This window comes from Microcoleus sp. B5-D4, assembly GCF_036705145.1.
Taxonomy (GTDB): Bacteria; Cyanobacteriota; Cyanobacteriia; order Cyanobacteriales; family Microcoleaceae; genus Microcoleus.
Window position 1 is genome coordinate 96,768 of sequence record NZ_JAUBTV010000011.1, and the last position, 26,168, is coordinate 122,935.

23 protein-coding genes are annotated in these 26,168 nt (G+C 46.5%); 8 read left to right on the forward strand and 15 right to left on the reverse strand.

Translation table 11 applies throughout. The features are described 5' to 3' along the window. Positions 1-21: 21 nt before the first annotated feature. From QUB10_RS07915 to patD, 8 genes are all read right to left on the reverse strand, one after another. Positions 22-1,017, reverse strand: coding sequence for an AEC family transporter (locus QUB10_RS07915; RefSeq protein WP_333201059.1), 996 nt, complete (start codon positions 1,015-1,017; stop codon positions 22-24). A gap of 523 nt (positions 1,018-1,540) precedes the next feature. Beyond that, positions 1,541-1,747: a glycogen debranching protein gene (locus tag QUB10_RS07920; protein WP_333038077.1), complete on the reverse strand. Its 207-nt coding sequence runs from the start codon at positions 1,745-1,747 to the stop codon at positions 1,541-1,543. A gap of 71 nt (positions 1,748-1,818) precedes the next feature. Further along, positions 1,819-2,145: a hypothetical protein gene (locus QUB10_RS07925; protein WP_333201061.1), complete on the reverse strand. Its 327-nt coding sequence runs from the start codon at positions 2,143-2,145 to the stop codon at positions 1,819-1,821. Positions 2,146-2,168: 23 nt separating this feature from the next. Further along, positions 2,169-2,654, reverse strand: a complete 486-nt coding sequence (locus QUB10_RS07930; protein WP_333201063.1) for a GNAT family N-acetyltransferase — start codon at positions 2,652-2,654, stop codon at positions 2,169-2,171. A gap of 175 nt (positions 2,655-2,829) precedes the next feature. Further along, the gene (locus tag QUB10_RS07935; RefSeq protein ID WP_333201065.1) at positions 2,830-3,903 is read right to left on the reverse strand and encodes an RNA polymerase sigma factor, RpoD/SigA family; all 1,074 of its coding nucleotides are present in this window, start codon (positions 3,901-3,903) and stop codon (positions 2,830-2,832) included. Positions 3,904-4,013: 110 nt separating this feature from the next. After that, positions 4,014-5,687, reverse strand: a complete 1,674-nt coding sequence (locus QUB10_RS07940; protein WP_333201067.1) for an ABC transporter ATP-binding protein — start codon at positions 5,685-5,687, stop codon at positions 4,014-4,016. A gap of 354 nt (positions 5,688-6,041) precedes the next feature. Beyond that, the gene (locus tag QUB10_RS07945; RefSeq protein WP_333156811.1) at positions 6,042-6,626 is read right to left on the reverse strand and encodes a zf-TFIIB domain-containing protein; all 585 of its coding nucleotides are present in this window, start codon (positions 6,624-6,626) and stop codon (positions 6,042-6,044) included. Positions 6,627-6,695: 69 nt separating this feature from the next. Beyond that, positions 6,696-7,070, reverse strand: a complete 375-nt coding sequence (gene patD / locus QUB10_RS07950) for a heterocyst frequency control protein PatD (protein WP_333201069.1) — start codon at positions 7,068-7,070, stop codon at positions 6,696-6,698. 464 nt (positions 7,071-7,534) lie between these two features. Here patD and QUB10_RS07955 point away from each other — a divergent pair, with 464 nt between their 5' ends. Together QUB10_RS07955 and QUB10_RS07960 are read left to right on the forward strand one after the other, a co-directional pair. Then, positions 7,535-9,808, forward strand: coding sequence for a bifunctional (p)ppGpp synthetase/guanosine-3',5'-bis(diphosphate) 3'-pyrophosphohydrolase (locus QUB10_RS07955; protein WP_333201071.1), 2,274 nt, complete (start codon positions 7,535-7,537; stop codon positions 9,806-9,808). 211 nt (positions 9,809-10,019) lie between these two features. After that, a complete protein-coding gene (locus QUB10_RS07960; protein WP_333201073.1) occupies positions 10,020-10,271 on the forward strand; it encodes a DUF4926 domain-containing protein in 252 nt (83 codons plus the stop codon). Between the two features lie 5 nt (positions 10,272-10,276). Here the strand turns inward: QUB10_RS07960 and QUB10_RS07965 are convergent, their stop codons facing one another. Further along, a complete protein-coding gene (locus tag QUB10_RS07965) occupies positions 10,277-11,197 on the reverse strand; it encodes a glycine betaine ABC transporter substrate-binding protein (protein ID WP_333201075.1) in 921 nt (306 codons plus the stop codon). A 178-nt stretch (positions 11,198-11,375) separates the two neighbouring features. On the opposite strand from QUB10_RS07965, the gene QUB10_RS07970 reads away from it, so the two are divergent. Together QUB10_RS07970 and QUB10_RS07975 are read left to right on the forward strand one after the other, a co-directional pair. Next, complete coding sequence (locus tag QUB10_RS07970) at positions 11,376-12,743, forward strand: aldehyde dehydrogenase (RefSeq protein ID WP_333201077.1); 1,368 nt, start codon at positions 11,376-11,378, stop codon at positions 12,741-12,743. Between the two features lie 521 nt (positions 12,744-13,264). After that, positions 13,265-13,615, forward strand: a complete 351-nt coding sequence (locus QUB10_RS07975) for a 4a-hydroxytetrahydrobiopterin dehydratase (RefSeq protein WP_333201079.1) — start codon at positions 13,265-13,267, stop codon at positions 13,613-13,615. Between the two features lie 26 nt (positions 13,616-13,641). Here the strand turns inward: QUB10_RS07975 and QUB10_RS07980 are convergent, their stop codons facing one another. Then, positions 13,642-14,376, reverse strand: a complete 735-nt coding sequence (locus tag QUB10_RS07980) for a response regulator transcription factor (protein WP_333201081.1) — start codon at positions 14,374-14,376, stop codon at positions 13,642-13,644. A 595-nt stretch (positions 14,377-14,971) separates the two neighbouring features. Here QUB10_RS07980 and QUB10_RS07985 point away from each other — a divergent pair. Continuing rightward, the gene (locus QUB10_RS07985) at positions 14,972-15,226 is read left to right on the forward strand and encodes a DUF6761 family protein (protein ID WP_333101986.1); all 255 of its coding nucleotides are present in this window, start codon (positions 14,972-14,974) and stop codon (positions 15,224-15,226) included. Positions 15,227-15,633: 407 nt separating this feature from the next. Here QUB10_RS07985 and grxD read toward each other — a convergent pair whose 3' ends face one another. From grxD to QUB10_RS08000, 3 genes are all read right to left on the reverse strand, one after another. Beyond that, positions 15,634-15,957: a Grx4 family monothiol glutaredoxin gene (gene grxD / locus QUB10_RS07990; protein WP_333201083.1), complete on the reverse strand. Its 324-nt coding sequence runs from the start codon at positions 15,955-15,957 to the stop codon at positions 15,634-15,636. Between the two features lie 201 nt (positions 15,958-16,158). After that, positions 16,159-16,419 carry a BolA family transcriptional regulator gene (locus QUB10_RS07995; protein ID WP_333052524.1) on the reverse strand — a complete coding sequence of 87 codons (261 nt, stop codon included), beginning with the start codon at positions 16,417-16,419 and terminating at the stop codon, positions 16,159-16,161. Between the two features lie 42 nt (positions 16,420-16,461). Then, positions 16,462-17,085 (reverse strand): hypothetical protein, encoded by a 624-nt coding sequence (locus QUB10_RS08000; protein WP_333201086.1) that lies wholly within the window; start codon positions 17,083-17,085, stop codon positions 16,462-16,464. Positions 17,086-17,126: 41 nt separating this feature from the next. Between QUB10_RS08000 and QUB10_RS08005 the strand changes: the two genes are divergently transcribed. Together QUB10_RS08005 and QUB10_RS08010 are read left to right on the forward strand one after the other, a co-directional pair. Then, positions 17,127-17,810: a hypothetical protein gene (locus QUB10_RS08005; protein WP_333201088.1), complete on the forward strand. Its 684-nt coding sequence runs from the start codon at positions 17,127-17,129 to the stop codon at positions 17,808-17,810. Positions 17,811-18,569: 759 nt separating this feature from the next. Further along, positions 18,570-20,897 (forward strand): S8 family serine peptidase, encoded by a 2,328-nt coding sequence (locus tag QUB10_RS08010; protein ID WP_333201090.1) that lies wholly within the window; start codon positions 18,570-18,572, stop codon positions 20,895-20,897. A 780-nt stretch (positions 20,898-21,677) separates the two neighbouring features. Here the strand turns inward: QUB10_RS08010 and QUB10_RS08015 are convergent. Beyond that, the gene (locus QUB10_RS08015; protein WP_333201092.1) at positions 21,678-22,409 is read right to left on the reverse strand and encodes a WecB/TagA/CpsF family glycosyltransferase; all 732 of its coding nucleotides are present in this window, start codon (positions 22,407-22,409) and stop codon (positions 21,678-21,680) included. Between the two features lie 206 nt (positions 22,410-22,615). Beyond that, positions 22,616-22,753 (reverse strand): hypothetical protein, encoded by a 138-nt coding sequence (locus QUB10_RS08020; protein WP_333201093.1) that lies wholly within the window; start codon positions 22,751-22,753, stop codon positions 22,616-22,618. Between the two features lie 111 nt (positions 22,754-22,864). On the opposite strand from QUB10_RS08020, the gene QUB10_RS08025 reads away from it, so the two are divergent. Next, on the forward strand, positions 22,865-26,074 hold the full coding sequence (locus QUB10_RS08025; RefSeq protein WP_333201096.1) for a glycoside hydrolase family 15 protein: 3,210 nt from the start codon (positions 22,865-22,867) through the stop codon (positions 26,072-26,074). Positions 26,075-26,168 lie beyond the last annotated feature (94 nt).

Here is a 26,168-nt window from a genome sequence, read left to right on the forward strand (position 1 = left end):
GATTTGAAACTTTAGCTAATATTAACTAAACCCAGCTAACCACAGCGGAAGCATCAACAGCAAACCGACAGAAGTGATGGCGATGCTGCTAGCTAACAAATCGCGATCGAGCTCGTAGACTTCTGCTAAAATCAGCACGGAAAGAGCTGTGGGCGTTCCCGACATCAACACCAACACAAACCTCGGATCGCCACTCAATCCGAAATAACTAGCACCCAATCCGATTAGCACCGGCACAATTACCACTTTTAACAGCGACGGGATTAACGCCAGTTCAAAACTTTCCCATTTCTTAATAGACCTCAGCCGGATGCCAACCAGCAGCAAAGCACTGGCAATTACCACCCAAACAGCAGTCTGCAATCCCGATTCCACTGTTTCGGGCAGGGGGATGTTTCTAGTATAAAAACCAATTAAAAATGCCCAGAGAGCGGGAACTGTCAGCACGTCCCGGATCTGAGTCCACCAGTGTTTTTTTTGCTCCGAGTTCCCGAAATAGCTAGCAATAAATACACCGAAACAATAAGTTCCAATAACGTTGTTAGTGACGCTGTACAAGACAGCCCAGTTGGTGTTATCGGTGCTGATGATAGACGGGGTGATTGCTAATCCAACAAAGCCCGTATTCCCTAACATCGAAGCTAGGATAAAACTCCCTTCGCTCGATCGCTTCAGGGAATTAAAATTTACTAAGAATAAATTTACCAGAGAATTCTTGCCCTGAAAATAGGGCTTTTTGATGTGGGCCGCACTCAGCCTACGCAATAATACCCAAGTCAGCCAAGCACAACTCGTACTCAGAAATAACACGAATATGGCGATCGCCGGCGTGAATCCCACAGCACCCGAAAAATCGCTCTGACGGGCTAAAACTAGAATTTGCAGCGGTATCCCAATCCAGAAAAGAAAGTGGCTCAGCAGCTTGGGAAAATCAACTGGGATGTACCGAAACAGCAGCAGTCCTAAGCCCGTCCAGATAACTAGAGGCGTATAAGCGTGAAATAAGGTTTCAATCATAAAAATTTAACTAGACAATTGGAAATGCCTCTATCTATTAATAGTAATCCTAAAATCACTTTAAGAAATGCGAATTGTCGTTAGCGGAACCCTCGAAGAGGATCGCACTTGCACGCTTTTTCGTCCTAGCGTGTTGGCAGCACTGCAGGCCCGAAAATTTCCGCCCAAATTCCCGCACCTTCCAGGCCACAATCCTCAGACTAGCAGCCCCAAATGCTGGTAGCTTTTTGCCTTCTGTTTCACAAAACCTCTGTTAATTTGACCAATGTGCGATCGAGTTATCTGAGAGCATCTCAATGAAAGCCGCCCTCCGCTAGAAATTCGAGTTAGGAGTCAGGAGTCAGGAGCCAGGAGAAAAGAGGAAGAAGGAAGAAGGAAGAAGGAAGGAGCCAGAAGAAGTGTTTTTACAAATATGAGATGCTCCCAGTTATCTTGCCTTGGACGAACAGACGTGCAACGTTTTCCTGCCACTTCGATCGAACGGAAACAGGGCGAGACTAAAGTGGCTGATGACTTGCACTAATCAATTCAATTTCAAAGCATTAACAGGCACCTCATCCCAAGAACTAACAGTCCGCAAGGTAGCAACCCAGCCCTGCTGTTTTTGCTCTGCCGTCAAATTCTTCTCAAAAGATTCGTGGCAATCCTTCGCTTGAGTCTCATCGCAACAAGCAATGCAAGAATAAAGAATACCCGACGGATCGATTTGCTCGTTTACCCAAATAATCACGATCTACTCTCCCAATTAACTTAACTATTATCTAAATTTTCCTATATTTTTGTCAATTAATTAGGTCGGTATTAATTAACCCTAGTGCGGCATTTTAGGTTAACAGGCAAGATGCCTGTTCCACACACAGGCAAGATGCCTGTGCCACACACAGGCAAGATGCCTGTTCCACACACAGGCAAGATGCCTGTTCCACATACAGGCAAGATGCCTGTTCCACATACAGGCAAGATGCCTGTTCCACACACAGGCAAGATGCCTGTTCCACACACAGGCAAGATGCCTGTTCCACACACAGGCAAGATGCCTGTTTCACACACAGGCAAGATGCCTGTGCCACACACAGGCAAGATGCCTGTTCCACACACAGGCAAGATGCCTGTTCCACACACAGGCAAGATGCCTGTTCCACACGCCTGAATTACTTCGATGCCAAATTTGCCAAAGACTCGCCCGCAACCCGGCAAATCCGCCAGTCGGGCATCACATCAGCACCGATACCCTTGTAAAATCCGATCGCCAATTCATTCCAATCCAAAACGCTCCATTCCAAACGCCCGCAGCCCCTTTCTACTGTCAACTGCGCTAAATAAACTATCAAAGACTTGCCAATTCCCCGCCCTCGAAACTCAGGCAGCACAAACAAATCTTCCAAATAAATTCCCGGCTGAGTCAAAAAAGTAGAATAATTGTAAAAAAATAGCGCCCAGCCCACAACCCGACCCTCGCACTCGGCTAAAATCGCTTCAACAAAAGGTCGTGAGCCAAACAAATGATTCTCCAAATCAACGGCATTGCCAGTAACGGCATGAGATAATTTTTCGTACTCAGCTAAAGCTTTAATCAAATCAAACAGCACCGGCACGTCGGCGCGGGTAGCTGGACGCAAAATTACCTCAGAAGACATAAATAAGTAAGTAGTACGCGACAATTAACAATTAAAAATACCACATCAAGACATTTTTAATTTGTAATTTTTAATTAAGCTTTTCAACCTTGAAGCAGCATATTTACGGTAGCATCGGAGTTTCCCCCACAATAATTTTAAGATTTTTCAAAATGCCAACTCAATGTTTTTTAGTTTATTTCAACCAGCCCTTCAATCGTTCCGTCACTTGAGGGCGGCGCAGCTTTCGCATTGCCTTATTTTGAATTTGACGGACTCGTTCGCGGGACAAATTGAACAAACTGCTGACCTCTTCTAAAGTGTAAGGTTCGCCGGTCAGCAAACCGTAACGCATAGCAACAATCTCTTTTTCCCGCTCAGTCAAAATACTGTCCAACACCTCCAAAATATCTTGGCGCATCATCATCTCATTCATCTGAGCTTCGGGAGATTGCGTCGCGTTATCTTCGAGAACATCCAAAAGTTCCGAACTTTCTTCGGAGCCGATGCGGTGGTTGAGAGACAAAGATTGCCGACGTACTTGCTGGAGGTAGCGAAGCTGTTCGCAACTAACTTGCATTTCTCTAGCGAGTTCAGTTTCACTGGGATTGCGTTGAAGAGAACGCCTCAAATCCCGATAAACTTTTTTGAGTTTATTTAACTGTTCGACAATGTGAACCGGCAAGCGAATCGTCCGCCCTTGATTGGCAATTGTCCGGGTAATTCCTTGGCGAATCCACCAATAGGCATAAGTAGAAAACTTGTAACCCTTCTCCGGATCAAACTTTTCGGCTGCCCGATTCAAACCCAAAGCTCCTTCCTGAATTAAATCGAGAAAAGGCACGCCCCGATTAAGATAGCGTTTGGCAATCGAAACCACCAAGCGCAAATTCGAGCTGATCATTTTCCGTTTCGCCGACTGACACTGGTGGCGAAGCTGTTGCAGTTGAGTTTCGCTTATCCCCAAAGCCGCTGCGAGTTCAGCTTTTGTCGGCACTCTGTCTAATTCCTGCTGCAAACGCTGTTCTAGTTCATCCAGGGCTACCAATTCTTGAACGCGGCGCGCCAACTCCACCTCTTCGGTGGCAGTCAGTAGAGGATAGCGAGCCATTTCCTTGAACAAAGCTCCCACGGGATCGTCGGCAGACCAGTTGTTGTATGCTGACGAGCGAGTTACCGTGGGACGATCGATCTCAGTGTCTTCATCTTGTGCGATCGCGAATGAGGCTTCGGGTGCCACCGCAAAACTGCCTAGGTCAGATTCTGCCATATCGTGCTTGGTGTCGGTGGAAGGATTTGAAAAGTATCCCTTAACTTTAACCAATTTAACCGGAAATTTCCGAAATCCCAAATCCCAAATCCCAAATCCCAAATCCCAAATCAATTAGTTCGGGCTAGTAAAGGAGCAGCCTGCAATAATTGCTGAGTATAAGGGTGCTGCGGATTAGTAAAAATATCCCTAGTCTTACCGATTTCAACAATTTTTCCCGCATTCATCACCGCAATACGATCGCAAAAAAATCTCGCCACCCACAAATCGTGCGTAATAAACAGATAAGTCAAATTAAATTCCTGCTTCAACTCCAACATCAGCTCTAAAACTTGAGTCTGCACGCTGGCATCCAGCATACTCACAGGTTCGTCGCAAATTATCAGTTGCGGCCGAGTAATCAAAGCGCGGGCTATAGAAACTCGCTGCTGTTGTCCTCCTGACAATTCCCCCGGATAGCGACGAAAGAAATCCTCCCCTGGGCTTAAACCCACCCGCTCTAACATTTGGATTACTTGTTTTTTCGCTTCGCTGCCATTAGCTAATTTGTGAATAAACAAAGGGTCAGCAATACTTTGCCCGACAGTCATCATCGGATTGAGGCAAGCGTGGGGGTCTTGAAAGATCATTTGCATTTCGCGGCGGTGCTTCCTCACAGCATCGCGGTTCAGGGCAGTTATATCTATTCCTTGAAATTCCACTTTGCCACCAGTCGCGGTAATTAGCTGCAAAATCGTGCGTGACAAGGTACTTTTGCCGCAGCCGGACTCCCCCACCAGCCCTAGGGTTTCTCCCCGTTGTAGCTCTAAACTAACGCCGTCTACTGCTTTAATTACCTGGCGATTCCTGGAAAACAACTGATCTAATAAATTGCTTTCTAAACTGTAGTGTTGCTGCAAATTGGTTACAGTCAAAAGAGGCGAATTTGTTGAGTTTGCAGTAACCGCTTCAGTCCTGATTTCCTCGAATGCTAACCCTTTGTCAGAATCGGCTTGAATGTGCAAAGCTGCTTTGAGGAGCGATCGAGTATATTCGTGCTGCGGCTTTTCAAAAACGTTTTGCACCGGCCCTGTTTCTACGACTTTACCGCCGTACATCACCGCAATGCGATCGCAATACTCAGCCACCATCGCCAAATCGTGAGAAATCAACAAAATAGCCGTTCCCCGTTCCTCACAAAGTCTGGTTAATTCCTGCAAAATCTGGGCAGCTACAGTTACGTCCAAACTTGTAGTCGGTTCGTCCGCCACAATTAATTTGGGATCGAGCAAAAGGGCCAAAGCAATTGCTACTCTTTGCCGCATTCCGCCACTAAATTCGTGGGGAAATTGCGACCAGCGAGACGCCGGAATTTTCACAGCTTCCAGAGTTTCGATCGCCCGTTTCTTAGCTTGCTTGCGATCCAAATTCGGTCTGTGAGCTTGCAAAGTCTCGATGCAATGTTCTCCTACAGTCATCAAAGGATCGAGACGAGTCATCGGATCTTGAAAAATCAATGCTACAGCTTCGCCCCGAAACCGTCTCAGCCGCGAAGCATTCATATCAAACACCGACTCTCCAGCAAAACTAACTCGCCCCTCAATCAGCGTTGAATCCGGCAGCAACCGCATCGCCGCCCTTCCCAAAGTTGACTTACCGCACCCAGACTCCCCAACTAATCCGAGCTTTTCCCCCGGTTTCAGCGTCAGCGAAACCCCGTCAACTGCCCAACCGGATTGGCCCCGCCGCTGAGGATAAGCTACTCGCAGATTGTCAACGGAAAATAGAGAAGAGTCATTAGTCATTAGTCATTAGTCCTTAGTCAATCGATTTTAGATTTTAGATTTTGGATTTTAGATTAAAGAATTTAAGCATTAACCCCACGGATAAATTCGGGGGCTTGTATCCTGGATGCTTTCGGTCAGTAGTCAGTGGTCAGTGGTCAGTTGTTATTTCTTATTTAATGGTCAATATACTGGCTGTTAGTTGTTACTTCTTAGTGTTTCAGAGTTATTAGTTATGGGCAAGAGACTGCTCTGCTGTTTGTAAATACAAATAAAAATAGCTACCAACAAAGCTTTTATTAGTACATCATTCACCGAGCAACTGATAACTGACAACTGACAACTGACAACTAACAACTGACAACCATCAACTGACTAAATTTCCTTTCGCTTCAACTCAGCTCTCCGCAGTATGTAGGTAGCCGCACAATCTGCGTGAGGATGGTCTGCTAAAACTTCCGCGAGTTCCAACACATATCCGGCGATATCCGGCCCCAGCTTCTCAGTCAGCACTTGACGTTCGCGAGAGGCGAGTTCTTGCACGCGGGCCTTAGCTTGCCAATTCGGAGAAAACATCTTGTCAATCTCGGTGTGGAATCCCAGACTTTCGAGAATGTCCCACTCGCCGTTATCGCACCAAATGCCCCCGCACAACATACAGCGCTCTATGTAAAAGGGCACTCTGCTGAAAGGAACTTTCGCCCGCGACAGATAGTGACCGTCTTCGGGACACAGCGCTGCTTTGCTGTCGTAGACAGACGGGGTGAATTCTATGCCGAGAGTCGCTGTCGCATCAGGCTTCTCGGATTTGTTGTACCACTGGCTCTGCTCTTTCTGCCAAGCTTCGTATTCTCTGCCTGGAATCCAGATACCGTAACAGTTGGGACACCACTGCACCGACATACGGCCGGCTAAGGTACCGCCTTCTAAATTGGGATGTTTACATTTTGGACATTCCACCGCTTTATTTCTCCTTGCCTTATTAATTCCCTGTTAATTCAATTATTAATTCTGTATCTGGGCGGGCCCTCAAGAACCAGAATTTTTTTGCAGCAGCGCGCCACAGTAGCCAATTAGCGTGTTAAGCCGCGCGATCGCCGCAGTTTGCCTCGCCTTTGCTGTCGCTGGCTGGCGCGACGCTTGCAAAAACGAGACATCTGTCCCCAATAACCGCAGTTGCTTGTGAATTTCCGTCAAATAGGACTGCTCTGGGGGTGTTTCTGAGGCGTCTAAGTCATCGCTTTCGGCTCTCATAATTTGGTTTCCGAAAAATTGTTGCACTTTTCTGTATTCGATCGCCAGCGCGGCCCCATCCAGATTATCCTGTGCAGCAGTTGTTTGTAGTTGTTCTAGTGCTTGCTGTAATTCTTGGTAGCACTGGCGGCGGTCTTCGGACAATATCATGATTTTGTAAACAAATTTGTATTTATAATCAAAGTAGATACTTACTTAAGTTTGCTCATATTGGAGGGAAGCGGTGCGTTTTTGGAGCAATTCCCTGTTTTGTGAGAACTTTTTTTGATTTTCTGCCCTGACTCTACCCTTGTGGCTGCTGCTTTTAGTTGAGCGTTGCCGGTAAATGCCGATCGCCCGCCACCTCAACTGCTACCGCCAAAATATGCTTATTTTACCCGATTTTCCCCGATCGACAGACTGCGGCGGTGGCAGTGGTGTCACTATATTTTCCTACCTCCGAGGGGGGGCGACTGGGAATTAGATAGGTATAGTTAACAGAAAAATCGACTATTTTTTTGAATTGCAAATTGTGGCATTCAATTAGTTTAGTATAGCTAAACACATAATTTCGGCAATTCAACCGGAAACCGGCTTTTAACCATTTGTATTTCTAAGTTTTAAAGGTGTACCCCATGAACGCGAACACTCTGACTCCCTCTCCTTCGATCGATCCTGCTGTAGTTCCCGATTGGCTGCAAGAATGTCTGAATACTCGATCGGAGCCTGATGGGGGCTCTAACCCGAATTGCTCGACTGACGACAGCTTAATTTGTCGGGCCTTTGAATTTGCCCGCGACTTGCACGAAGGACAATACCGCAAATCTGGAGAACCTTACATTTGCCATCCGGTAGCTGTCGCTGGAATACTCCGGTATATGGGCGGCAACAACGTCATGATTGCCGCGGGCTTCCTCCACGACATTGTTGAAGATACAGATATTACTCTCGAAGAAATAGAACAGCGGTTCGGCGCCGAAGTGCGACAGTTGGTTGAAGGTGTCACCAAGCTTTCTAAGTTTAATTTTTCCAGCAAAACAGAGCGCCTTGCGGAAAATTTCCGCCGAATGTTCCTAGCAATGGCTAAAGATATTCGCGTTATTGTGGTCAAACTCGCAGATCGCCTGCACAACATGAGGACTTTGGAGCATTTGTCCGAAGAAAAGCAGCGCAGTATTGCCCTAGAAACCCGAGATATTTTTGCTCCCCTAGCGAACCGTTTGGGTATTGGCCGCTTTAAGTGGGAATTGGAAGATTTAGCCTTTAAATACCTGGAACCGGAAGCTTACCGCGAAATTCAGGAATTGGTGGCCGAGAAGCGGGCAGATCGAGAAACTCAACTCGCAGAAGTCACAGATAGTTTGCGAGAAAGGCTTGACAATTTAGGCATTAAATGCTATGAAGTTAGCGGCCGTCCCAAACATTTGTACGGGATTTACGGGAAGATGCAGCGCCGCCAAAAAGGGTTTAAGCAAGTGTACGATATTGCGGCGGTGCGGATCATAGTAGAAACCAATGATGACTGTTATCGCGCTTTGGCGATCGTCCACGATTCTTTCCGCCCAATTCCCGGCCGCTTTAAAGATTATATCGGTTTACCAAAAGCCAACCGCTACCAATCTTTGCACACCGGAGTAATCGGAACCAGCGGCCGCCCCATCGAAGTGCAAATCCGCACCGTAGCAATGCACCACATTGCAGAATACGGCATTGCCGCGCACTGGAAATACAAAGAAACCGGCGGTTCTAACACAAAAGTCACCGGCGATGACGAAAAATTTACTTGGCTGCGACAACTCCTTGAATGGCAAAGCGACCTCAAAGACGATCGCGAATATTTACAAAGCATTAAGGACAACTTATTCGACGAAGATATTTACGTTTTTACTCCTAACGGAGACGTGATTGCTCTCAATAGCGGATCAACTCCCGTAGATTTTGCTTACCGTATTCACACAGAAATTGGCAATCACTGCACCGGTGCGAGAGTCAACGGGCGAATGGTGACATTAGATAAGGTTTTAAAGAACGGCGATATTGTAGAAATATTGACCCAAAAGAATGGTCATCCGAGTTCCGACTGGCTGAATTTTGTCAAGACAAACGGAGCAAAAAACAGAATTCGGCAGTGGTTGAAGCGATCGCACCGAGATGAAAATCTCGCTCGCGGGCGCGAATTGCTGGAAAAAGAATTAGGTAAAAACGGCTTAGAATCTTTGCTGAAATCTGAACCCATGCAGTCTGTGGCTCAGCGCTGCAACTACCACAGCGTCGAGGATTTAATCGCCGGTTTGGGCTATGGCGAAGTCACCCTAAATCTCGTAGTAAATCGACTGCGAGATTTAGTAAAAGTGCAGCAAAAAATTGAAGCTGCCCCCGCCGGAGGACAGGAATTGCCCCAGCTAATACCTGCATCGACGGCACCGAAACCAGTACCAAGTTCGTCTCCTAGCAAATCGCCGATCGCAGGTGTAGAGGGATTGCTGTACCATTTATCCGGCTGTTGCTGTCCAATTCCTGGGGAATCAATTATTGGAGTTGTGACTCGCACTCGCGGAATTTCGATTCACCGGCAAGGATGTTCAAATGTTGAAAGCGTACCTGGGGATCGGTTGGTTCCTGTGAGTTGGAATTCCAGCAACCGCAATGAATCTCGACCCAACACTTATCCGGTTAACATTCAAATTGAAGCCCTCGATCGAGTGGGAGTTCTCAATGATGTTTTATCGCATTTAAAGGACAACCAAGTAAACGTCCGCAGCGCTCAAGTCAAAACATATCCCGGATTGCCGGCATTAATTGACTTGTGCATGGATATCCAGGATAAACAACAGTTCGAGCGCACTTGTATGCAAATTAAAAAGATGAGCGATATTTTGAATTTGCGGAGGCTGAGCGAAGGGACTTAAGAGGAAAGTCTAATATCAAATCCGGTTGCATCGGAATGATATAGAGGACACGGCTCTTGGAGTGTCCCTACCGAAAATAATATTGTAGGGACACTCCAAGAGCCGTGTCCTAATTTTGGCTAATAATTCCGATGCAACCGGAAACGATATAACTGTATTGTAGGGTGCGCGCGCGGGGCATCTTACCATGCGCTAACAAAAGGTTAATCCCATGAAATTTGAATGTTTTTCAGAGGTAGCATTGCGCGAAGACATCCCCAAATACAATCTAAAAAAAGGTGCTACAGCAACTATTGTTGAGCATTACCCGATGCCTGAAAGTGAAGAAGATGGTTATAGCTTAGAGGGTTTCAATGTCGAAGAAATTACGGTTGAAGTTGCAGAGTCGCAGATAGAAGCAATAAAAGCTGCTGTTTTGCAACGAAAGAAAAGTAGGCTGACGCGGGAATCTACTAAAATTTAAACCCTTTATTTCGCGGGAGTTACTGGCTTTGACTCGCCCAACTTTTGCTGCAAAAACTCCTGCGCTACTTGTCCCGCTTCCTGCTGTTGCTTATCAACTTGATAATTCAGTCGTCGCATATCTTCCTCAGAGATTTTGCCGCCCAATTCTGCGAGCACTGGACGCAATTCGGGGTATTTTTCCAAAATTTGCGATCGCACAACCGGAACTGCTTCATAGGGCGGGAAATAGTTCTTGTCATCTGTGAGAACTACTAAACCTAAACTTTGAATCAAACCGTCCGTCGTATTACCAGCAATCACATCTACTTCTTTTTGTTGCAGTGCTTGATAAAGCAATCCTAACAGCAACTCCTTCGGTTGTCCTCGAAACTTAATCCCGTAAGTTTTAGCTAATCCGGGAAATCCATCTTCTCTCTCGTTAAATTCTGGGCCGAAACCAGCCCGGAGGTTAGGTGCAGCTTTCCCAAGTTGCGATAGAGTTTGTAAATTGAGTTTTTTGGCATCGTCTCCCCGCACAATAATCGCAAAACTGTTATTAAATCCCAGCGGTTCCGTCCATTCTGCTTTAAACTGTTTGGGATATTCTTGTTTGAGGTAATCGAGGACTTTTTTGGGGTCAGAAATCGGTTTTTGTTTGAGCAGGTTGGCGTAAGCAGTCCCCGTGTATTCGACGTACAAATCGATTTTACCTGCTGTTAGGGATTGATGGCAAAGCGAACCTCCGAGATTCAGTTCTCGTTCTACTTTGATATCTGTTTTAGCTTCGATATGGCGTGCTAAAATTTCTGCGAGGATGACTTGTTCGGTAAAGTCTTTCGAGCAGATGACAACTTGCTTTTGGGGCTTAGAGGTACATCCTGCTACTGCAAGCAAGCAAAGCAGCCAGCAGGAATAGAAAAAAAAATCGTTCTTAGATATTTTCATAATCGAACTCATTTTTTAGTTACACAATTATCAGCTTCTAATTTATAGCATTTCTCAATGATTTGTAAAGGCAAGACCCCCGACTTGTTCAATAAGTCGGGGCTCTAACACCGATCGCACTTTACCCAAGTTCCGTTTTCCTGTTGTAACATTTATTTATAGACATGGAGGACTAAATATGGTAATCAGCGTCAGCGATATTATCCAGCAGCAGCGGCAATTTTTTGCGACTGGGAAAACGAAAGATGTGGATTTTCGGCTTGAACAACTGAAAAAACTTAAAAGTGCGATCGAACTTAATCAATCACGAATAGTCGATGCTGTCAAGGCAGACCTCGGTCGGCCGGAATTCGAGGCTTATCTTGAAATCGCATCGATTGCCGAAGTTAATTATGCCCTCAAAAACCTCAAATCATGGGTAAAGCCGAGAAAAGTGCCTGCTTCGATCGATCAATTCCCAGCATCAGCCCGCATTTACCCTGAACCTTTGGGCGTAGTATTAATCATCGGGCCTTGGAATTACCCATTTCAGTTAATGATATCACCTTTGGTCGGGGCGATCGCCGCCGGCAACTGTGCACTTCTCAAACCCTCGGAAATCGCCTCACACACCTCCGAAGTTATCGCCGACATGATATCTAAAACCTTCGATCCCGCCTATATAGCCGCCGTCGAAGGAGGAGTCGAAATCAGCCAACAATTGCTAGCCGAAAAATTTGACCACATCTTCTTTACAGGTGGCACTAAAATCGGTAAAATAGTCATGGAAGCCGCCGCCAAACACCTGACACCTGTCACATTAGAATTAGGTGGTAAAAGTCCTTGCATTGTAGACTCAGATATTCAGGTTGAATACACAGCAAAACGCATTGCTTGGGGCAAATTTCTCAATGCCGGACAAACTTGCATCGCTCCCGATTACCTGTTAGTTGATAAAAAAGTTAAACCTGCTTTGATGACAGCAATTAAAACAGCAATTCACGAATTTTACGGCGACAATCCGCAAACAAGTCCCGACTATTCGCGGATTATCAACCAGCGGCAATTAGACCGTTTGAGTGCGTTTATCAAAGATGGAGAAATTGTCGTCGGTGGGGAAGTTAAGCCGGAAGATAGATATATTGCACCGACGGTTTTAGATCGTGTTTCCTGGGATTCGCCGGTGATGCAAGATGAGATTTTTGGGCCGATTTTGCCAGTTTTGGAGTATGATGATTTCGGAGAGGCGATCGCCCAAATCAACGCCCGTCCCAAACCCCTAGCTTTGTATTTGTTCTCCAAAAATAAAGAGAAACAAGAGCGAGTTTTGCGGGAAACTTCTTCGGGGGGAGTTTGTCTCAACGACACCGTTATGCAAGTGGGAGTAAAAGATTTACCTTTTGGCGGAGTTGGTGAAAGCGGCATCGGTAGCTATCACGCGAAAGCAAGTTTTGATACTTTTTCTCATTACAAAAGCGTGCTGCAAAAGTCATTTTTACTTGACTTAAAATGGCGGTACGCTCCCTATAAGGGTAAGTTGGAGTTGATTAAGAAAATTATCGGTTGAGCGCACTTGGAGGGGCGGGTTCGCCAACGTTTACAATATCACCGAGATAGCCAAATCAACCCGCCCCTTCCTGATATTATCGGTCAACCGATTCCACGGTGAAGGATAATTCCCATAAATTTTAAATGATTGCTCATCTGTTTTTTGAACGGTTCCGATCGCAATGTCTACCTTGCACCATTCTCAGTAACAGGCAAGATGCCTCTTCCAGAAAGAGTGAATTGGGAGCATTTCATATTTGTAAAAACACTTCTTCTGGCTCCTGACTTCTTCCTTCTGACTCTTTTCTCCTGACTCCTAACTCCTGACTCCTAACTCCAATTTCTAGCTTAACTGCTTTCATTGAGATGCTCCCAGTGAATTTCTTGTGGGGAGTAGGGGTTGGGGATCCTACCCGCCCATAAAAAGCTTATTGAAAATGCTGCAAGATGTCCATCCTAAAGGACAGTTGCCCATCCAAAACAATCCACATTAGAAATGTCTATAATATGTTTTAGCATCTGATCGCTAACAAGCAATTTATGGAACCTTTAGCCAAAGAGCCCTGTGCCGCCTGCCACCCAAACTCTGCCCGCGTCACAGCTTACGAAATTGTCCAACTCAAACCTCAAATTCCCGACTGGAATTTGATCGAAAAAAATGGCATTCCCCAAATAGAACGCACCTACGAATTCCCGGATTTCAAAAGTGCGATCGCCTTTACAAACAGCGTCGGCGAAGCAGCAGAAACTCAAGGACATCACCCCGCACTGTTAACCGAGTGGGGGAAAGTTACCGTTACTTGGTGGACTCACGAGATTTCTGGACTGCACCGCAATGACTTTATTATGGCTGCGAAAACCGATGCGATCGCCAATCAATTCCCAAAATAAAATCCGACTTATAGCCCGATCGTAGTTTAAGAAAGCACCGCCCTAGGCACTGGGGAATGCGGTTGATTGGCATTATTCAACAACTCTAGATTTAGTCGGTAGCCGACATTCCGTACAGTTTGAATCAGGCTCGGCTGTCGCGGGTCGATTTCGATTTTTTTACGCAGAGAGAGTACGTGAGTGTCGATCGTCCGGGGGTTATCAATCGCATCAGGCCAGGCCCGACGCAGCAAATCCGAGCGCGACAGCGGCACTCCTCCAGCTTGAGCTAGCACGTACAGCAGGCTAAATTCCTGGGGAGTCAGCTCAATATGTTCGTCGTACAACCTGACTCGGCGCTGCACCAAATCAATTTTCAGCAGCCCGCACTCCAGCGTCGCCGGCGGTAGCATCGTGCGGTTACGGCGCATCAGAGCTTCCACCCTGGCCATAAACTCTTGCATCCCAAAGGGTTTAGTCAGGTAATCGTCTGCCCCCGCCTTCAAACCTTCAACAATATCCGATTCCGAATTCCGCGCCGACAGCATCAAAATCAGCGACTGCTGTTGCTGTTGCAGCCAGTTGCAAAATTCCAAACCGTCCCCATCCGGCAATTGGGCATCCAGAATGACTAGGGTTGGCTGGCGGCTGAAAAATATTTCCCTAGCGTGACTGATATCCGCTGACTGGTGCACCCAGTGACCGACTTGCTGTAGATGCCAGCCCAAGAGCGATCGCAGGTGCGGATTCCCTTCAACAATTGAAATACTTGCAGATTCCACAGAGGCGAGCTTCCCATATCACTAATTGCTACAAGGTTAACAGAGCTTTTGTCAAGCTTTTGTAACCATCGCTACTCAAGCATTAGCTCCATTTAAAGCAGCGGACAAACCCAGGGTAGGAATTTTAAAGATTTGGTCAATTTGGCAGGGTCAGCCTGCAGAAAGGTGAAATCATTCTGGCGGTAAGCTTACAATGAAAATAAGACAGTGTAAAGCCGATCGATCCCATGCCCCAACCGCCTGCCAAAAGCGATCCCCCTGACCCAGCCCCCATTCCCAGGAGGTTGACAAATCGCGCAAGTGAAACTAGAATTCCTCCAACCGTTCGCTCGGTAGCCGGAACACTCAGCCACTTTAACCGCCAAATTCAGCAACATCCCGACTTTATTAAACGCACAGCGAATTATCTAGGTGCGCGCACAAAGTCGAGCAACTGCATTGCAACGAGTGAAATTTTTTATGGAGGGTAGCCTGTTGAGCAGGGTAAAAACTTTTATTTAGAAATAGCCTCAAGCTGAGCCACTCAGCATCAATCGAGGCCGTTCCTAAATCCCGCCGTCATTATACAAACCACAAAGGATTTCAAGCTCATACCATGCTACAAGACACCCAAACAATCCGGCACTACCAAAAACTCACCGACGCCCTCGTCGAAATGTGGAATAGAGGTTATCGCTTTGATGACCTACGGCTTTACTTAGACGGCTATTTAGCAGCCCTGCGGCATTCCAACAGTTTGGAGCCCTATCTGATTCACAGACTAGAGGAAGAAGCAGCGCGTTACATTCACGACCCCTCCAATTTTGCAATGCCACAGACACAGACACAGGCTGAATCAGACTACTATTAAATAGCAAATTCGGTTTGATAAACCCTTGATGATTTGGGAAGTGGGAATTGGGAATTGGCAATTGGGAATTGGCAATTGGGAATTGGCAATTTTAACGGGTTCCCTGGCTATGCCTCGGAACCGATGTCCACAGGCTCGGCCTCGCTTTGGGAGCCTAAAAATTCGATGCCTAGCCGACTGCATTGCGTTCCTAGGCTTTGCCTGGTATAGCAATCCTAAAGAAGTCGTAAATTTTTTACCCCACCCCAACCCTCCCCTTACCAAAGGGAGGGAGTAAGAAATTCACAAATAATTTAGTATTGCTATAACGAATAATTAAGTAAGTTAACTTAATTCAACGTAAAACGCGATTGCTGTTATTTCCCCGACTTCTTTAAGAAGTCGGGGAAATGTTTTTTCTGTCTAATTTAAGAAGCCAAAGCCACTTCTACAACTTCTTGCAATTCGCCCTTTTGATACATCTCGATCATAATATCCGAGCCACCAACAAATTCGCCGTTGATATAAACTTGAGGAATTGTCGGCCAGTTGGAATACTCTTTAACGCCTTGACGAATTTCCTGGTCTGCCAAAACATCAACAGTTTCGTAAGGCACTCCCAAAGTATTGAGAATTTGCACCACAGTATTAGAAAAACCACACTGGGGCATTAACTTATTGCCCTTCATAAACACCATGATTTTGTTTTGCTTAACCAACTCGTCAATTCTTTGATGTGCTGTTGTACTCATGGTAGGTCCTAATATTGTTTGAAAATTTTTCAACGTTGACTGACGCAGAAACCGGGTTTTTTAGGAAAATCTTTCGTTACAGCCATAGATTCCGGTTAAAAAACCCGGTTTCTTTGGTTTTTGTGGGTAAGTGCAGCAGTTGTATTTCAAGCAACTATTGACACAAGCACAAACTTGTGATACCCAATTGCCGCTCAACAATTAAGCAGCTTGACTTTTCGCTTCCCATTCTGCAGGAGTTAAGGTTTCCAAGCCCAAAGCGTGGATGGCTTCACTAGCCATTGCCTGTTTGAGAGCGCCGTATACCAGTTGGTGCTGCTGTACTCGGCTTTTTCCTTCAAAGGCTGCAGAGACGACTCTCGCCTGGTAGTGGTCACCGCCACCGGTCAAATCGTCAACTTGTATTTTAGCGTCGGGCAACCCTGCCTTAATCATTTCTGCTACTTGAGACGGTGTAACCATTGGTTTCTCTGATAAACGGCTGTAATTTAGATTTTAGTGGAACTATTTTGTCGATGAGCTCGGTTGACTGCTGGCAGGCCGGGGAAAGGGCGAATCCACAAAACCCAATTCCAGTAACTGCTGGTAAGCTTTCTTGCCCAAGTCGCGAGTTGGCTGCTGCGATCGAATAATCTGAATCAGCAGGGGCACAGCCAGTTCGGGCTTATTTTGCGCCCGGTGTACCAACGCCAGCCGATAGGTAGCTTCGTCGCGCATTTGGGCCGTTTCTACAGCTTTGGTGCGGTGGCTTTCCGCCAAGCGGATGTCAATTCCGGCAAAACTGCTACCCAGTTGTTGGTAGAAGTTGGACAGTTGATTGAAAATTTGGCGGGATTCTTGGAGTTTTTGAGTAGCCAGTGCGTAATTCTGAGAGGAAATAGCACTGCTGGCTTCTGTCATCAAACGCTGGCCTCCTGGGACGCTCAGCAAGCTGCTGTCTTGCGTCAGAGGGCGAAGATTGTTGGGGTCTGTGGGGTCGTCGGCGGGCTCGATTTGCGGTTGGTTCTCTGGCCCAGAAGGTTGTTGTGCTTGGACTTGGAGCGGTTGCAACAGGGTAAAAGCTGCGATCGCCCCGATCGTAATCCGGGCAGTGGAGCGAAGCCAGCAAACAGTTCCAGAGTATACCATGAAATTACTTTGCGCCTGTGCGCTTTAAAAAAATATTTGGCTTGAGCCGATCTTACCATTGGCGATCGCAACCGGCTAAGTGTAAACCAAATTTGTTGAAATGTCAAAGGGTGCGATCGATTTTGGATTTTAGATTTTGGATTTTAGATTTTGGATTGAACAAGGAAATCGCGGGGGATTGGACAGATCCCGGCAATCTAGTCCGGGACGCAGAAACGGGGTTTTTTTACCTAAATACTGCCTTTGAGACTTTAAAAATGGTGGAAAACCCGGTTTCAATGGTTTTGATGGGTAAGTCCCGATCTAATTCAACAATCGAACGCACCATGAATATGGCAATTGAAAGAACAGCTTACGGTCAACTGCTGGCTAAATCTCAGCCTAAGCCAATCCTGAACGAAGAAGATAATGATCTTGCCCTCGCAGAAGTCGATTTTCTGATGTCTAAGGAAGAATTAACAGTAGAAGAAGAAACTTTACTGAGTCTCTGGGGGCTGTTGATCGAAGAATACGAATCAAAATATTACCCAATTCCAGAAGCGACTCCCCAGGATGTTCTATTGCATCTCATGGAAGTTCGCGAACTCAAACAAGCCGATTTAGTGGGCGTGATTGGTTCCAAAGGAGTAGTCTCTGAGGTGGTTAATGGGAAACGGGCGATTAGCAAGGCGCAAGCTAAGGCGCTGGGAGAATTTTTTAATGTTAATCCTGGTGTGTTTATCTGACTGAGATGTTGCACCATTCTCAAGAACAGGCAAGATGCCTGTTCCACAAAAGATAAATTTTCTTGTGGAACAGGCATCTTGCCTGTTCAGAAAAGGTTTATTGACAATGGTGCAAGATGTGAGTTTGAGGGATTTGCTGCATCATTGTTAATAAGCCTTTTACGGGCGGGCTAGAAGCCCAACCCCTACTCCCCACAAGAAAATTCAGTTTTTGTTGAACAGGCATCCTGCCTGTTCTTGAGAATATAGTAAGACTGGAGTGAAATACCTAACACTAACCTTGCGGTGAGCGTGTAGGCTTCGTGTCTCATTTGCCGTTGCTCTGTTGGGGATATCCATTGCGGAATATTCGTCACTCAAGACGATCCAAGTCTTACACAGCATCTCTGGCGTTGCAGCCTTTATCCCTTCGTAGGGAACCCACGCAGAAACCCTGTTTCCCAAGGCAAAAAACTATTCCGTATGACAAACTTGGATTGTATTTCACATTAGGAGGTATCCCAATAACCAGCGGTCTGTCTTTTCCCCCTTTCTCTCGCAGTTATCCTTGGTAAGCATACTACTGCTACTGTGACCTGTTGTTTGCAGCCGAGTGGGTGGGTCGCAACCACTTATATCATACCATCTTTTTGTGAGAAATCAGGAAATTTTTGATTATTTCATAGACCTTGCGAAAGCTTATATCCCAACGCCCAATTGAGTACAATTACAGCGTGGGACTTACGCCAATTGAGTTAAAATTAAACAAAGGCATTTCTGATGACACAACCGATCGAACTTTCCGCAAATACCTTACAAAATTATCAAGGTATCGGAGTTCCCGATGAAAGTCTCCCACTGATTTTACAACGCGGCGGCGATGAATTGCTGCTGTCAAAAGCGGACGATCGCTTTACAGTCCGCCCCTCATCAACAGCATCAGCCTCAAACGATTGGGCTGCAACAACTGGGGCAAAATTCACCCGTCGCATCGGCCAAAGCAATCTCGAAGAATATCTCGTGGCGCCCTCTAGCCTAGAAGCAGCAATGCAAACAGCCCGCGCCAGCGAGGCTGTAGCTTTTGCCAGCCACGTCTATTGCCCCGCGAACAATCCCAGTACATTCTTTTATTTAACCGACCAAATTACAATTCAATTTGGCGAACAAGTAGACGAACAATCGCGAACTGCGATCGCCAATGCAGCAGCTTTAAAAATAGTCCGGCCAGTAGAAGGAATTCCCAACACCTTCGTCTGCGAAGTCACCAAACAAGCAACAGAAAACCCGATCAAAATTGCCAACCGCCTGACAAGATATCCAGAAGTTCTGGTAGCAGAACCCAACATTTTAGTAGAGACGCAGCAGCATTACACGCCCCGCGATCCGCTTTATCCCAAACAGTGGTATCTCAACAACAAAGGCGGCAAGGAACTTGTCGGCGGTGCTCAAATTTATGCAGAACCAGCTTGGAACCTGACTCGCGGAGTTCGATCGATCGTAATTGCCATCGCCGACGATTCAGTTGACATCACTCACCCAGATTTTCAAGGCCAAGGCAAAATCGTCTCACCCATCGATTTAAAAGACGGCGACACCTCCCCGATGCCAGTCGCCGACTCAGACAACCACGGCACAAGTTGTGCCGGCGTCGCCGTTGCTGAAGAAAACGGCAAAGGCATTGTCGGCGTCGCCCCCGGATGCGCCCTGATGCCCATCCGTACCAGTGGTTTTCTCGATGACAATTCTGTCGAAAAAATATTTAATTGGGCGATCGCAAAAGGGGCCGCCGTCATTTCTTGCAGTTGGGGGCCTGCGGCAGTTTACTATCCGCTTTCCCTGCGGCAGAGTGCCGTTATCACCAAAGCAGCAACCCAAGGGCGGGGCGGCAGAGGCTGCGTTATTCTGTTCGCGGCGGGCAATGCCAACCGCCCAGTCAACGGCACAATTAACGAGAAAGGCTGGCCCAACAACATCCTGGGCGGTCAAACTAGATGGCTGGCAGGATTTGCCGTACACCCAGACGTAATTGCCGTCAGCGCTTCCACTTCCCTCAACAAAAAAGCAGCCTACAGCAATTGGGGCACCAGCATCTCGGTTTGCGCCCCCAGCAACAACGCGCCGCCGGGAACTTGGTTGCCAGAAACCGGATTTATCGCCACGCCGCCGGAGGTGACGCAGTATTTGCCCGGTTTGGGGGTGTTTACTGCCGATCGAGTGGGCGATCGGGGCTACGACTGGGGGGACTATACGGACACTTTTGGCGGTACTTCCAGCGCCACTCCAGTAGTCGCTGGGGTTGCAGGGTTGATACTTTCGGCTAACCCCCGTTTGACGGCGCGGGAAGTGCGGGGAATTCTCGAACAAACTGCTGAAAAAATTGTCGATCCCGATCCCGATCCCCAGTTGGGCAATCGCATGGGAAATTACGATCCTAACAACGGCTGCAGCGATTGGTTTGGTTACGGGAAAGTGAATGCTTTTAAAGCTGTGCAAGCTGCGGTGAGAAAGGGCGGCGGCAATCCAAATATCGGGGGTGCGGTGTTCAGTGATATTTCTGGACATTGGGCACAGAAGTTTATTGAAGCTTTGGCTGCGGCGAATATAATTAGCGGTTTTCCTGACGGTTCTTTTAGGCCTGATGACAGTTTAAACCGTGCTCAATATGCGGCGCTGTTGGTGAGTGCGTTTAGTCCGATTCCGAGGGTGCCGGCTACAAATTTTATTGATGTTTCTGCTAGTTTTTGGGCGAGAAGTGCGATCGAACGGGCAAATCGGGGGGGGTTTTTGGCGGGGTTTCCGGGGTTGAAGTTCGGCCCGAATCAGAATTTGACTAAGGCTGACGCGATCGTGTCTTTGGTTAACGGTTTGGAACTCAAGGGCGGCAATCCTGATACTTTGAAAGTTTACACCGATCGTTCTCAAATTCCTAATTATGCTTTGAGTGCGATCGGCACAGCAACTGCTTTGAAGATTGTGGTTAATTATCCTTCCCGCGATTGGCTTTCGCCGCTGCGGGACATTACCCGCGCTGAGATTTCGGCTTTAATTTATCAGACTTTGGTGGCCACTAATCGGGCAAAGGCGATCGATTCTCCTTATATTGTCTAATGGCGATCGGTTGATAGCGGTAGGGACACGGCAGTGCCGTGTCCGACCTATCATTCCGGTGCAGCCGGAATTGATATTATGTGTTCTTATCTAGTTTTTTTCTAGCTTTCTTTTTGGCAGCACTAGGAGTGTTTCCATCTCCTATTTCGTACTTGCTAGGTTGAAAAAAACCTCCTTCTTCTTTCCCCTCACAAACATAATCACCACGACCTAGGAAAAATCGTTCGGTCCAGTCAGATTCGCGAACTTTGTAACTACGTCGAGCCATATTTTCTCCTTAGCAGGATATGCTATATATTGGTGTATGTATATTGATAACACTAGAATAATTAATAGTCCGGACAGTTTTCCGTTCGTAGTCTGAAACCCTGGATTTTCCGTTGGTAACTCGATTGCTGAATCGCCTTAAAACCCTTATTATACCGTTGGCAATAAAAAACTGTCCGAAGTTGAGGCTTTGCGAAACCCAACACATTATTTTGAAAGAGTTGGGTTTCGCAAAGCCTCAACCCAACCTACACTATGTACTTCTGAGCTATGAGGGGGTATTACCCTTTCTTCATTCGCCAACAGTCTCTTGAAACCGCTACTACACAAACAAAGTCCGCCTACGCGGACTGAAGAAATAACACGATTTATGTCGCTTGTAGTCGAGTCTAAATCCCCTCGAATCCCCCTTAATAAGGAAAATTTTGACTACATTCTTGTCCCCCCCTTGTTAAGGGGGGTTAGGGGGGATCGAGAGGATTGTGAATCAGACAGAAGATTGATGCTATTAACTTACCCTCGAAAATCCCCCAAAGCTTTCAAGGCAAATTGTGGCAAAGCTAACATTCTGCGCCACCGCCAAGGTTCTTGATAAAGCCGGTACAGCCATTCTAAATGATTGTCGCAAAACCAAGCCGGCGCGCGGGTTTTTGTCCCCGCCCAAATATCGAAACTGCCGCCAACTCCCACCCAAATCGAATCAGGACAAAGGTGTCGGTTTTCGGCAATCCAAAATTCTTGGCGCGGCACTCCCAAGCCTACAAAAATAAGTTTGGGCTGCATTTTTTTGAGGGTTTCACGGAAGTCTTTCTCTTCATCTGCGGAAAGATAACCGTGTTGAGAAGCAATTGACAATCCGTTAACTTTTTGCTGCCAAGTTTTGGCCGCAGCAGCCGCCACTCCTGGGGAACCTCCAAAGAAAAATAGTGGTTCCGAATCAGGCAATTTTCCGGCTTGTTGCAGCAGCGATTCTGCTAATTCAATCCCCGGATAGCGCTGGGCTGGTTTGCCACGCAGCCGCAAGTACAAGACTACTCCCGAACCGTCGGGAATAACCAGTTCAGCAGAGCGAATTACATCTGCTAAAGCCTGATTTTGCTCGGCTTGCATGGCCATTTCAGCATTCAAAGTCACCACGTGACTTCCTAATCCTTGATGCAGGCGCTCCATCAGCCAACCTGCATAATCATCTAATATGTGAACTGGTAGTCCCAGCACTGAAAATTGCGGGCGCGATCGATCCATATTTTTTTCTTTGAGATTCCTACACACCTAGTTATTTAAATTATCTTAGATTGGCGATCGACGCTAGACCAGTTTTGGTCGCAAAAAACCCGGTTTGTGCCACCAAGAGTCTGTTAAGTCATCGTTCTGTGGCCCAGGAACCGGGTTTTTGTAAGCGACGAGTCGCGCAACTTCATTAGAGTTTGCTAGCCAAGTGCGATCGAGCATTAGCGTTCGATTTTTTTGACAGAGCCGTCTGCGTACCATTCCATGGGTACTAGCTCAATTTTACCATTAATTTTCACTGTAGAGTAGACAACTTTTACGAAAGGAACGCTGTTGTTATTGTGGTTGTGGGTAGACATGACAATTACCTTTTTGTGTTTAGATAACTTGAGAAATGATCTAATCTCTGATATATTTAAAAGTCTATTCACAGCAAATCTACTCGCATCAGGAAAAAGCAGGAAAACGAAATGGCGATCGCAAAAAACCAGCGGCAAACTAGATTAGATTATTACTACGAGCAAATCAAAACAATCATCCTCAAGCGCCAGAACCCAATTACTGGTTTGCTGCCCGCGAGTACCGCCGTTAACGCTCACGGCGACTACACCGATGCCTGGGTGCGCGACAACGTGTACAGCATTCTCGCGGTTTGGGGTTTGGGTTTAGCTTATCGCAAAATTGATGGCGATCAGGGCAGAACATTTGAACTCGAACACAGCACAGTCAAACTAATGCGCGGCTTGCTGTTTGCGATGATGCAGCAATCGAGCAAAGTAGAAGATTTTAAAAATACTCAGTCGCCGCTAGATGCCCTGCACGCTAAATACAATACTCAAACTGGAAGTATTGTTGTCGGTGATGACCAGTGGGGACATTTACAGTTAGACGCTACATCTATATTCTTATTAATTCTTGCTCAAATGACGGCTTCCGGGCTGCACGTAATTTTTACAATTGATGAAGTCAATTTCGTGCAAAATTTAGTTTACTACATCGGTAGAGCCTACCGCACTCCGGATTACGGAATTTGGGAAAGAGGCCATAAAATTAATCGCGGCAATGCAGAATTGAACGCCAGTTCAGTTGGCATGGCTAAAGCAGCCCTGGAAGCAATAAATGGGTTAGATTTGTTCGGAATTAAAGGTTCTCAAGCCTCAGTTATTCACGTTTTGCCCGACGAAATTGCCAGAAGTCGCATAACTTTGGAATCACTTTTGCCTCGCGAATCTAGTTCCAAAGAAGTAGATGCAGCTTTATTGAGCGTGATTAGTTTTCCGGCTTTTGCTGTTGAAGACCGAGAATTAATAGAACGGACTCGGAATAAGATTATTGACAAATTGCAAGGAAAATACGGCTGCAAGCGGTTTCTGCGGGACGGACACCAAACAGTTTTGGAAGATGCGGATCGCCTGCACTACGAACCCACAGAATTAAGGCAGTTCGAGCACATTGAATGCGAGTGGCCGCTATTTTTCACTTATTTGCTCTTGGACGGCATATTTCAGGGAAATCAAGCCCAAGTGCAAGAGTACCAGCAGCGTTTGGAATCTTTAGCAGTCGATCGCTCTGGTTTGCCACTACTACCAGAATTGTACTACGTCCCCGCCGAAAATATAGAAGCAGAAAAGCTGAATCCCAGCAGCCAGCAGCGTTTACCGAATGAAAATATTCCCCTAGTTTGGGCGCAAAGTTTGTATTTTCTCGGTCAATTGCTAAATGAAGGATTAATCGCAGTTGGCGATATCGATCCGCTAGGAAGGCACCTGTCAGTGGGCCAACACAGAGAACCTTTAGTGCAAATTGCACTGTTAGCTGAAGACGAAGATTTGCAAGCAGAATTAGCCGCTAACGGCATTGCCGCACAAACCCCAAAACAGGTAGAACCAATTCAAGTCCGCCAGACTAAAGAATTATCAGCTATTTACACGCAAATTGGACGCAACGACCAATTAGGCTTAACCGGCCGCCCCGTCCGCCGTCTGCGGAGTTTAACAACTTCTAGGGTGTTTAAAATTCGCGAAGAGGCGATCGTATTTCTTCCCTCATTTCTCAACAGACAAGAGTTTTATTTAACTTTAGATTACCATTTTTTAGTAGCTCAAATCAAGAGCGAAATAGCTCACATTCACCGCCACTGGTATCAGTTGGGACGCCCTACGGTAACGCTAATGCTGACTCACACGATGCTGGAAACCGGCCGGGAAGCGTTGTTAGAATTAATGAAGGAATTCCGGGATGGACACTGTAACAACACGCCCGTTAAACTCGGAAATCTTAAGCAGTTAATGCTAACTGCTGGCACCGAAAGAATTGATTTCATGCACGATTTTGAATTTACCGAATCTCCGGTGACAGGTGCAGTAGAAACGCGCCGATATCTAACTTACAATCCTGAAAAAACTTGGCCTTTGGGTCACACGCAAGAATTTAAATTAGAGTGTGAAACTAATACTCACTTCTTGCTAACTAGCCTGCGCGATTCAGAAAATCTGTACGAACAAATTGAGTTGCTGCACACGTTAGTTCGACTCAAAGGATTAAATTTTGATACAGGATTTGGAGGTGCAGAAGAAACAGTTAAAGTTGTGGATTTGCTCAACGAAGTTTATACCAAAGCTGGAGAAAGTTCGCAATCAAAAATCCAATGGGCAGTCATCCGCCATGCCGCAGGTTTGCTGGACAAGGTTGATATCAGCTTATCCGATGCGGTGACAGACATTTTGGTGCGGCAAAAACAGATTGCTGTGGGGAAAGCTTACAGTGAAGATTCGATAATTGCGAGACCCGGATCTTACACGGAAGTGATGGACAAAATTCGCCAATTCTGCGGAGAAGATATTCGCGATCGAGTTCTAACTCAAGAAGTTCTGATCTACCTCGGCTTGCTAATTAAAGCAGAACCCCATTTATTTAAAGGTTTGCTGACACTGAGAGTTAGCTACTTTATTCTGCTGTTAACAAGCGAGTTGGCGCGCGAATTGGGAGTTACGCAAAATGAAGCTTACGAACATTTAATGCAGCTAAGTCCCTTTGAAATCAAAAATCGCCTGCGCCAAGTGTTGACAGAATACGAGGAAATGAATCAAATCCTTAAACAGCAAGAATCCCTGCGCGTCAAACAGGCGGAAAAAGATATTGAATGGGTAGTAGCGCCAGTTTCCGAAGAACCGCAAATGCCTGGGGGAGGATGGCGGCGGAAGCGGCAGATGGAAGGTACTGTCAATCGCGTACCGAAGGATTTTTATCCGAGTGTTTGGGGACTCCTGCGGCACTGCAAAGGCTTGATTATTGGGGACAAATTAGAGCGGCGCAATCGCTTAGATAGCCATATCATTTTATCGGAAATGACGCCGGGGGAAAAGAATTTCGCGCTACAAATTGAGCATTTGCTGAATAAGATTGTCGCACCGGAATATCGGCAAGTTAATATTGAGGCGCTGATGGAGTTGGCGGCGATCGCCCAGCGTAACCCAGATTTGCAAGTAGAAGAATACATCGTTTTAGATGTATTAGTCGGTCACGCAGTCCGGCTGAATTGGCAAGGAAAACACCCGGAAAGAGCGGATAAATACGACGAAGATAAAGCGGCGGCTTGGCAAGCTTTTTACAATACTTCGCCTTACGTTTGCGCGAGTCATGTACTCGATGCTTTCCGATTCTTGACGAAGTTTGGATAGATTGAGTGCGGGTGGTTAGGATCGCGAATTAAATAACTTACAATTTTAATTGTTATTGTGGGATGGGCGTCCCGCCCGTCCAAAAAAGACGGGC

Bases quoted from the DNA above. Each gene is read 5' to 3' on its own strand.
- QUB10_RS07915 (WP_333201059.1), bottom strand. From the start codon at position 1,017: ATGATTGAAACCTTATTTCACGCTTATACGCCTCTAGTTATCTGGACG.
- QUB10_RS07930 (WP_333201063.1), bottom strand. From the start codon at position 2,654: ATGTCTTCTGAGGTAATTTTGCGTCCAGCTACCCGCGCCGACGTGCCG.
- QUB10_RS07935 (WP_333201065.1), bottom strand. From the start codon at position 3,903: ATGGCAGAATCTGACCTAGGCAGTTTTGCGGTGGCACCCGAAGCCTCA.
- QUB10_RS07940 (WP_333201067.1), bottom strand. From the start codon at position 5,687: ATGACTAATGACTCTTCTCTATTTTCCGTTGACAATCTGCGAGTAGCT.
- patD (WP_333201069.1), bottom strand. From the start codon at position 7,070: ATGATATTGTCCGAAGACCGCCGCCAGTGCTACCAAGAATTACAGCAA.
- QUB10_RS07955 (WP_333201071.1), top strand. From the start codon at position 7,535: ATGAACGCGAACACTCTGACTCCCTCTCCTTCGATCGATCCTGCTGTA.
- QUB10_RS07960 (WP_333201073.1), top strand. From the start codon at position 10,020: ATGAAATTTGAATGTTTTTCAGAGGTAGCATTGCGCGAAGACATCCCC.
- QUB10_RS07965 (WP_333201075.1), bottom strand. From the start codon at position 11,197: ATGAAAATATCTAAGAACGATTTTTTTTTCTATTCCTGCTGGCTGCTT.
- QUB10_RS07970 (WP_333201077.1), top strand. From the start codon at position 11,376: ATGGTAATCAGCGTCAGCGATATTATCCAGCAGCAGCGGCAATTTTTT.
- QUB10_RS07975 (WP_333201079.1), top strand. From the start codon at position 13,265: ATGGAACCTTTAGCCAAAGAGCCCTGTGCCGCCTGCCACCCAAACTCT.
- QUB10_RS07985 (WP_333101986.1), top strand. From the start codon at position 14,972: ATGCTACAAGACACCCAAACAATCCGGCACTACCAAAAACTCACCGAC.
- grxD (WP_333201083.1), bottom strand. From the start codon at position 15,957: ATGAGTACAACAGCACATCAAAGAATTGACGAGTTGGTTAAGCAAAAC.
- QUB10_RS07995 (WP_333052524.1), bottom strand. From the start codon at position 16,419: ATGGTTACACCGTCTCAAGTAGCAGAAATGATTAAGGCAGGGTTGCCC.
- QUB10_RS08000 (WP_333201086.1), bottom strand. From the start codon at position 17,085: ATGGTATACTCTGGAACTGTTTGCTGGCTTCGCTCCACTGCCCGGATT.
- QUB10_RS08010 (WP_333201090.1), top strand. From the start codon at position 18,570: ATGACACAACCGATCGAACTTTCCGCAAATACCTTACAAAATTATCAA.
- QUB10_RS08015 (WP_333201092.1), bottom strand. From the start codon at position 22,409: ATGGATCGATCGCGCCCGCAATTTTCAGTGCTGGGACTACCAGTTCAC.
- QUB10_RS08020 (WP_333201093.1), bottom strand. From the start codon at position 22,753: ATGTCTACCCACAACCACAATAACAACAGCGTTCCTTTCGTAAAAGTT.
- QUB10_RS08025 (WP_333201096.1), top strand. From the start codon at position 22,865: ATGGCGATCGCAAAAAACCAGCGGCAAACTAGATTAGATTATTACTAC.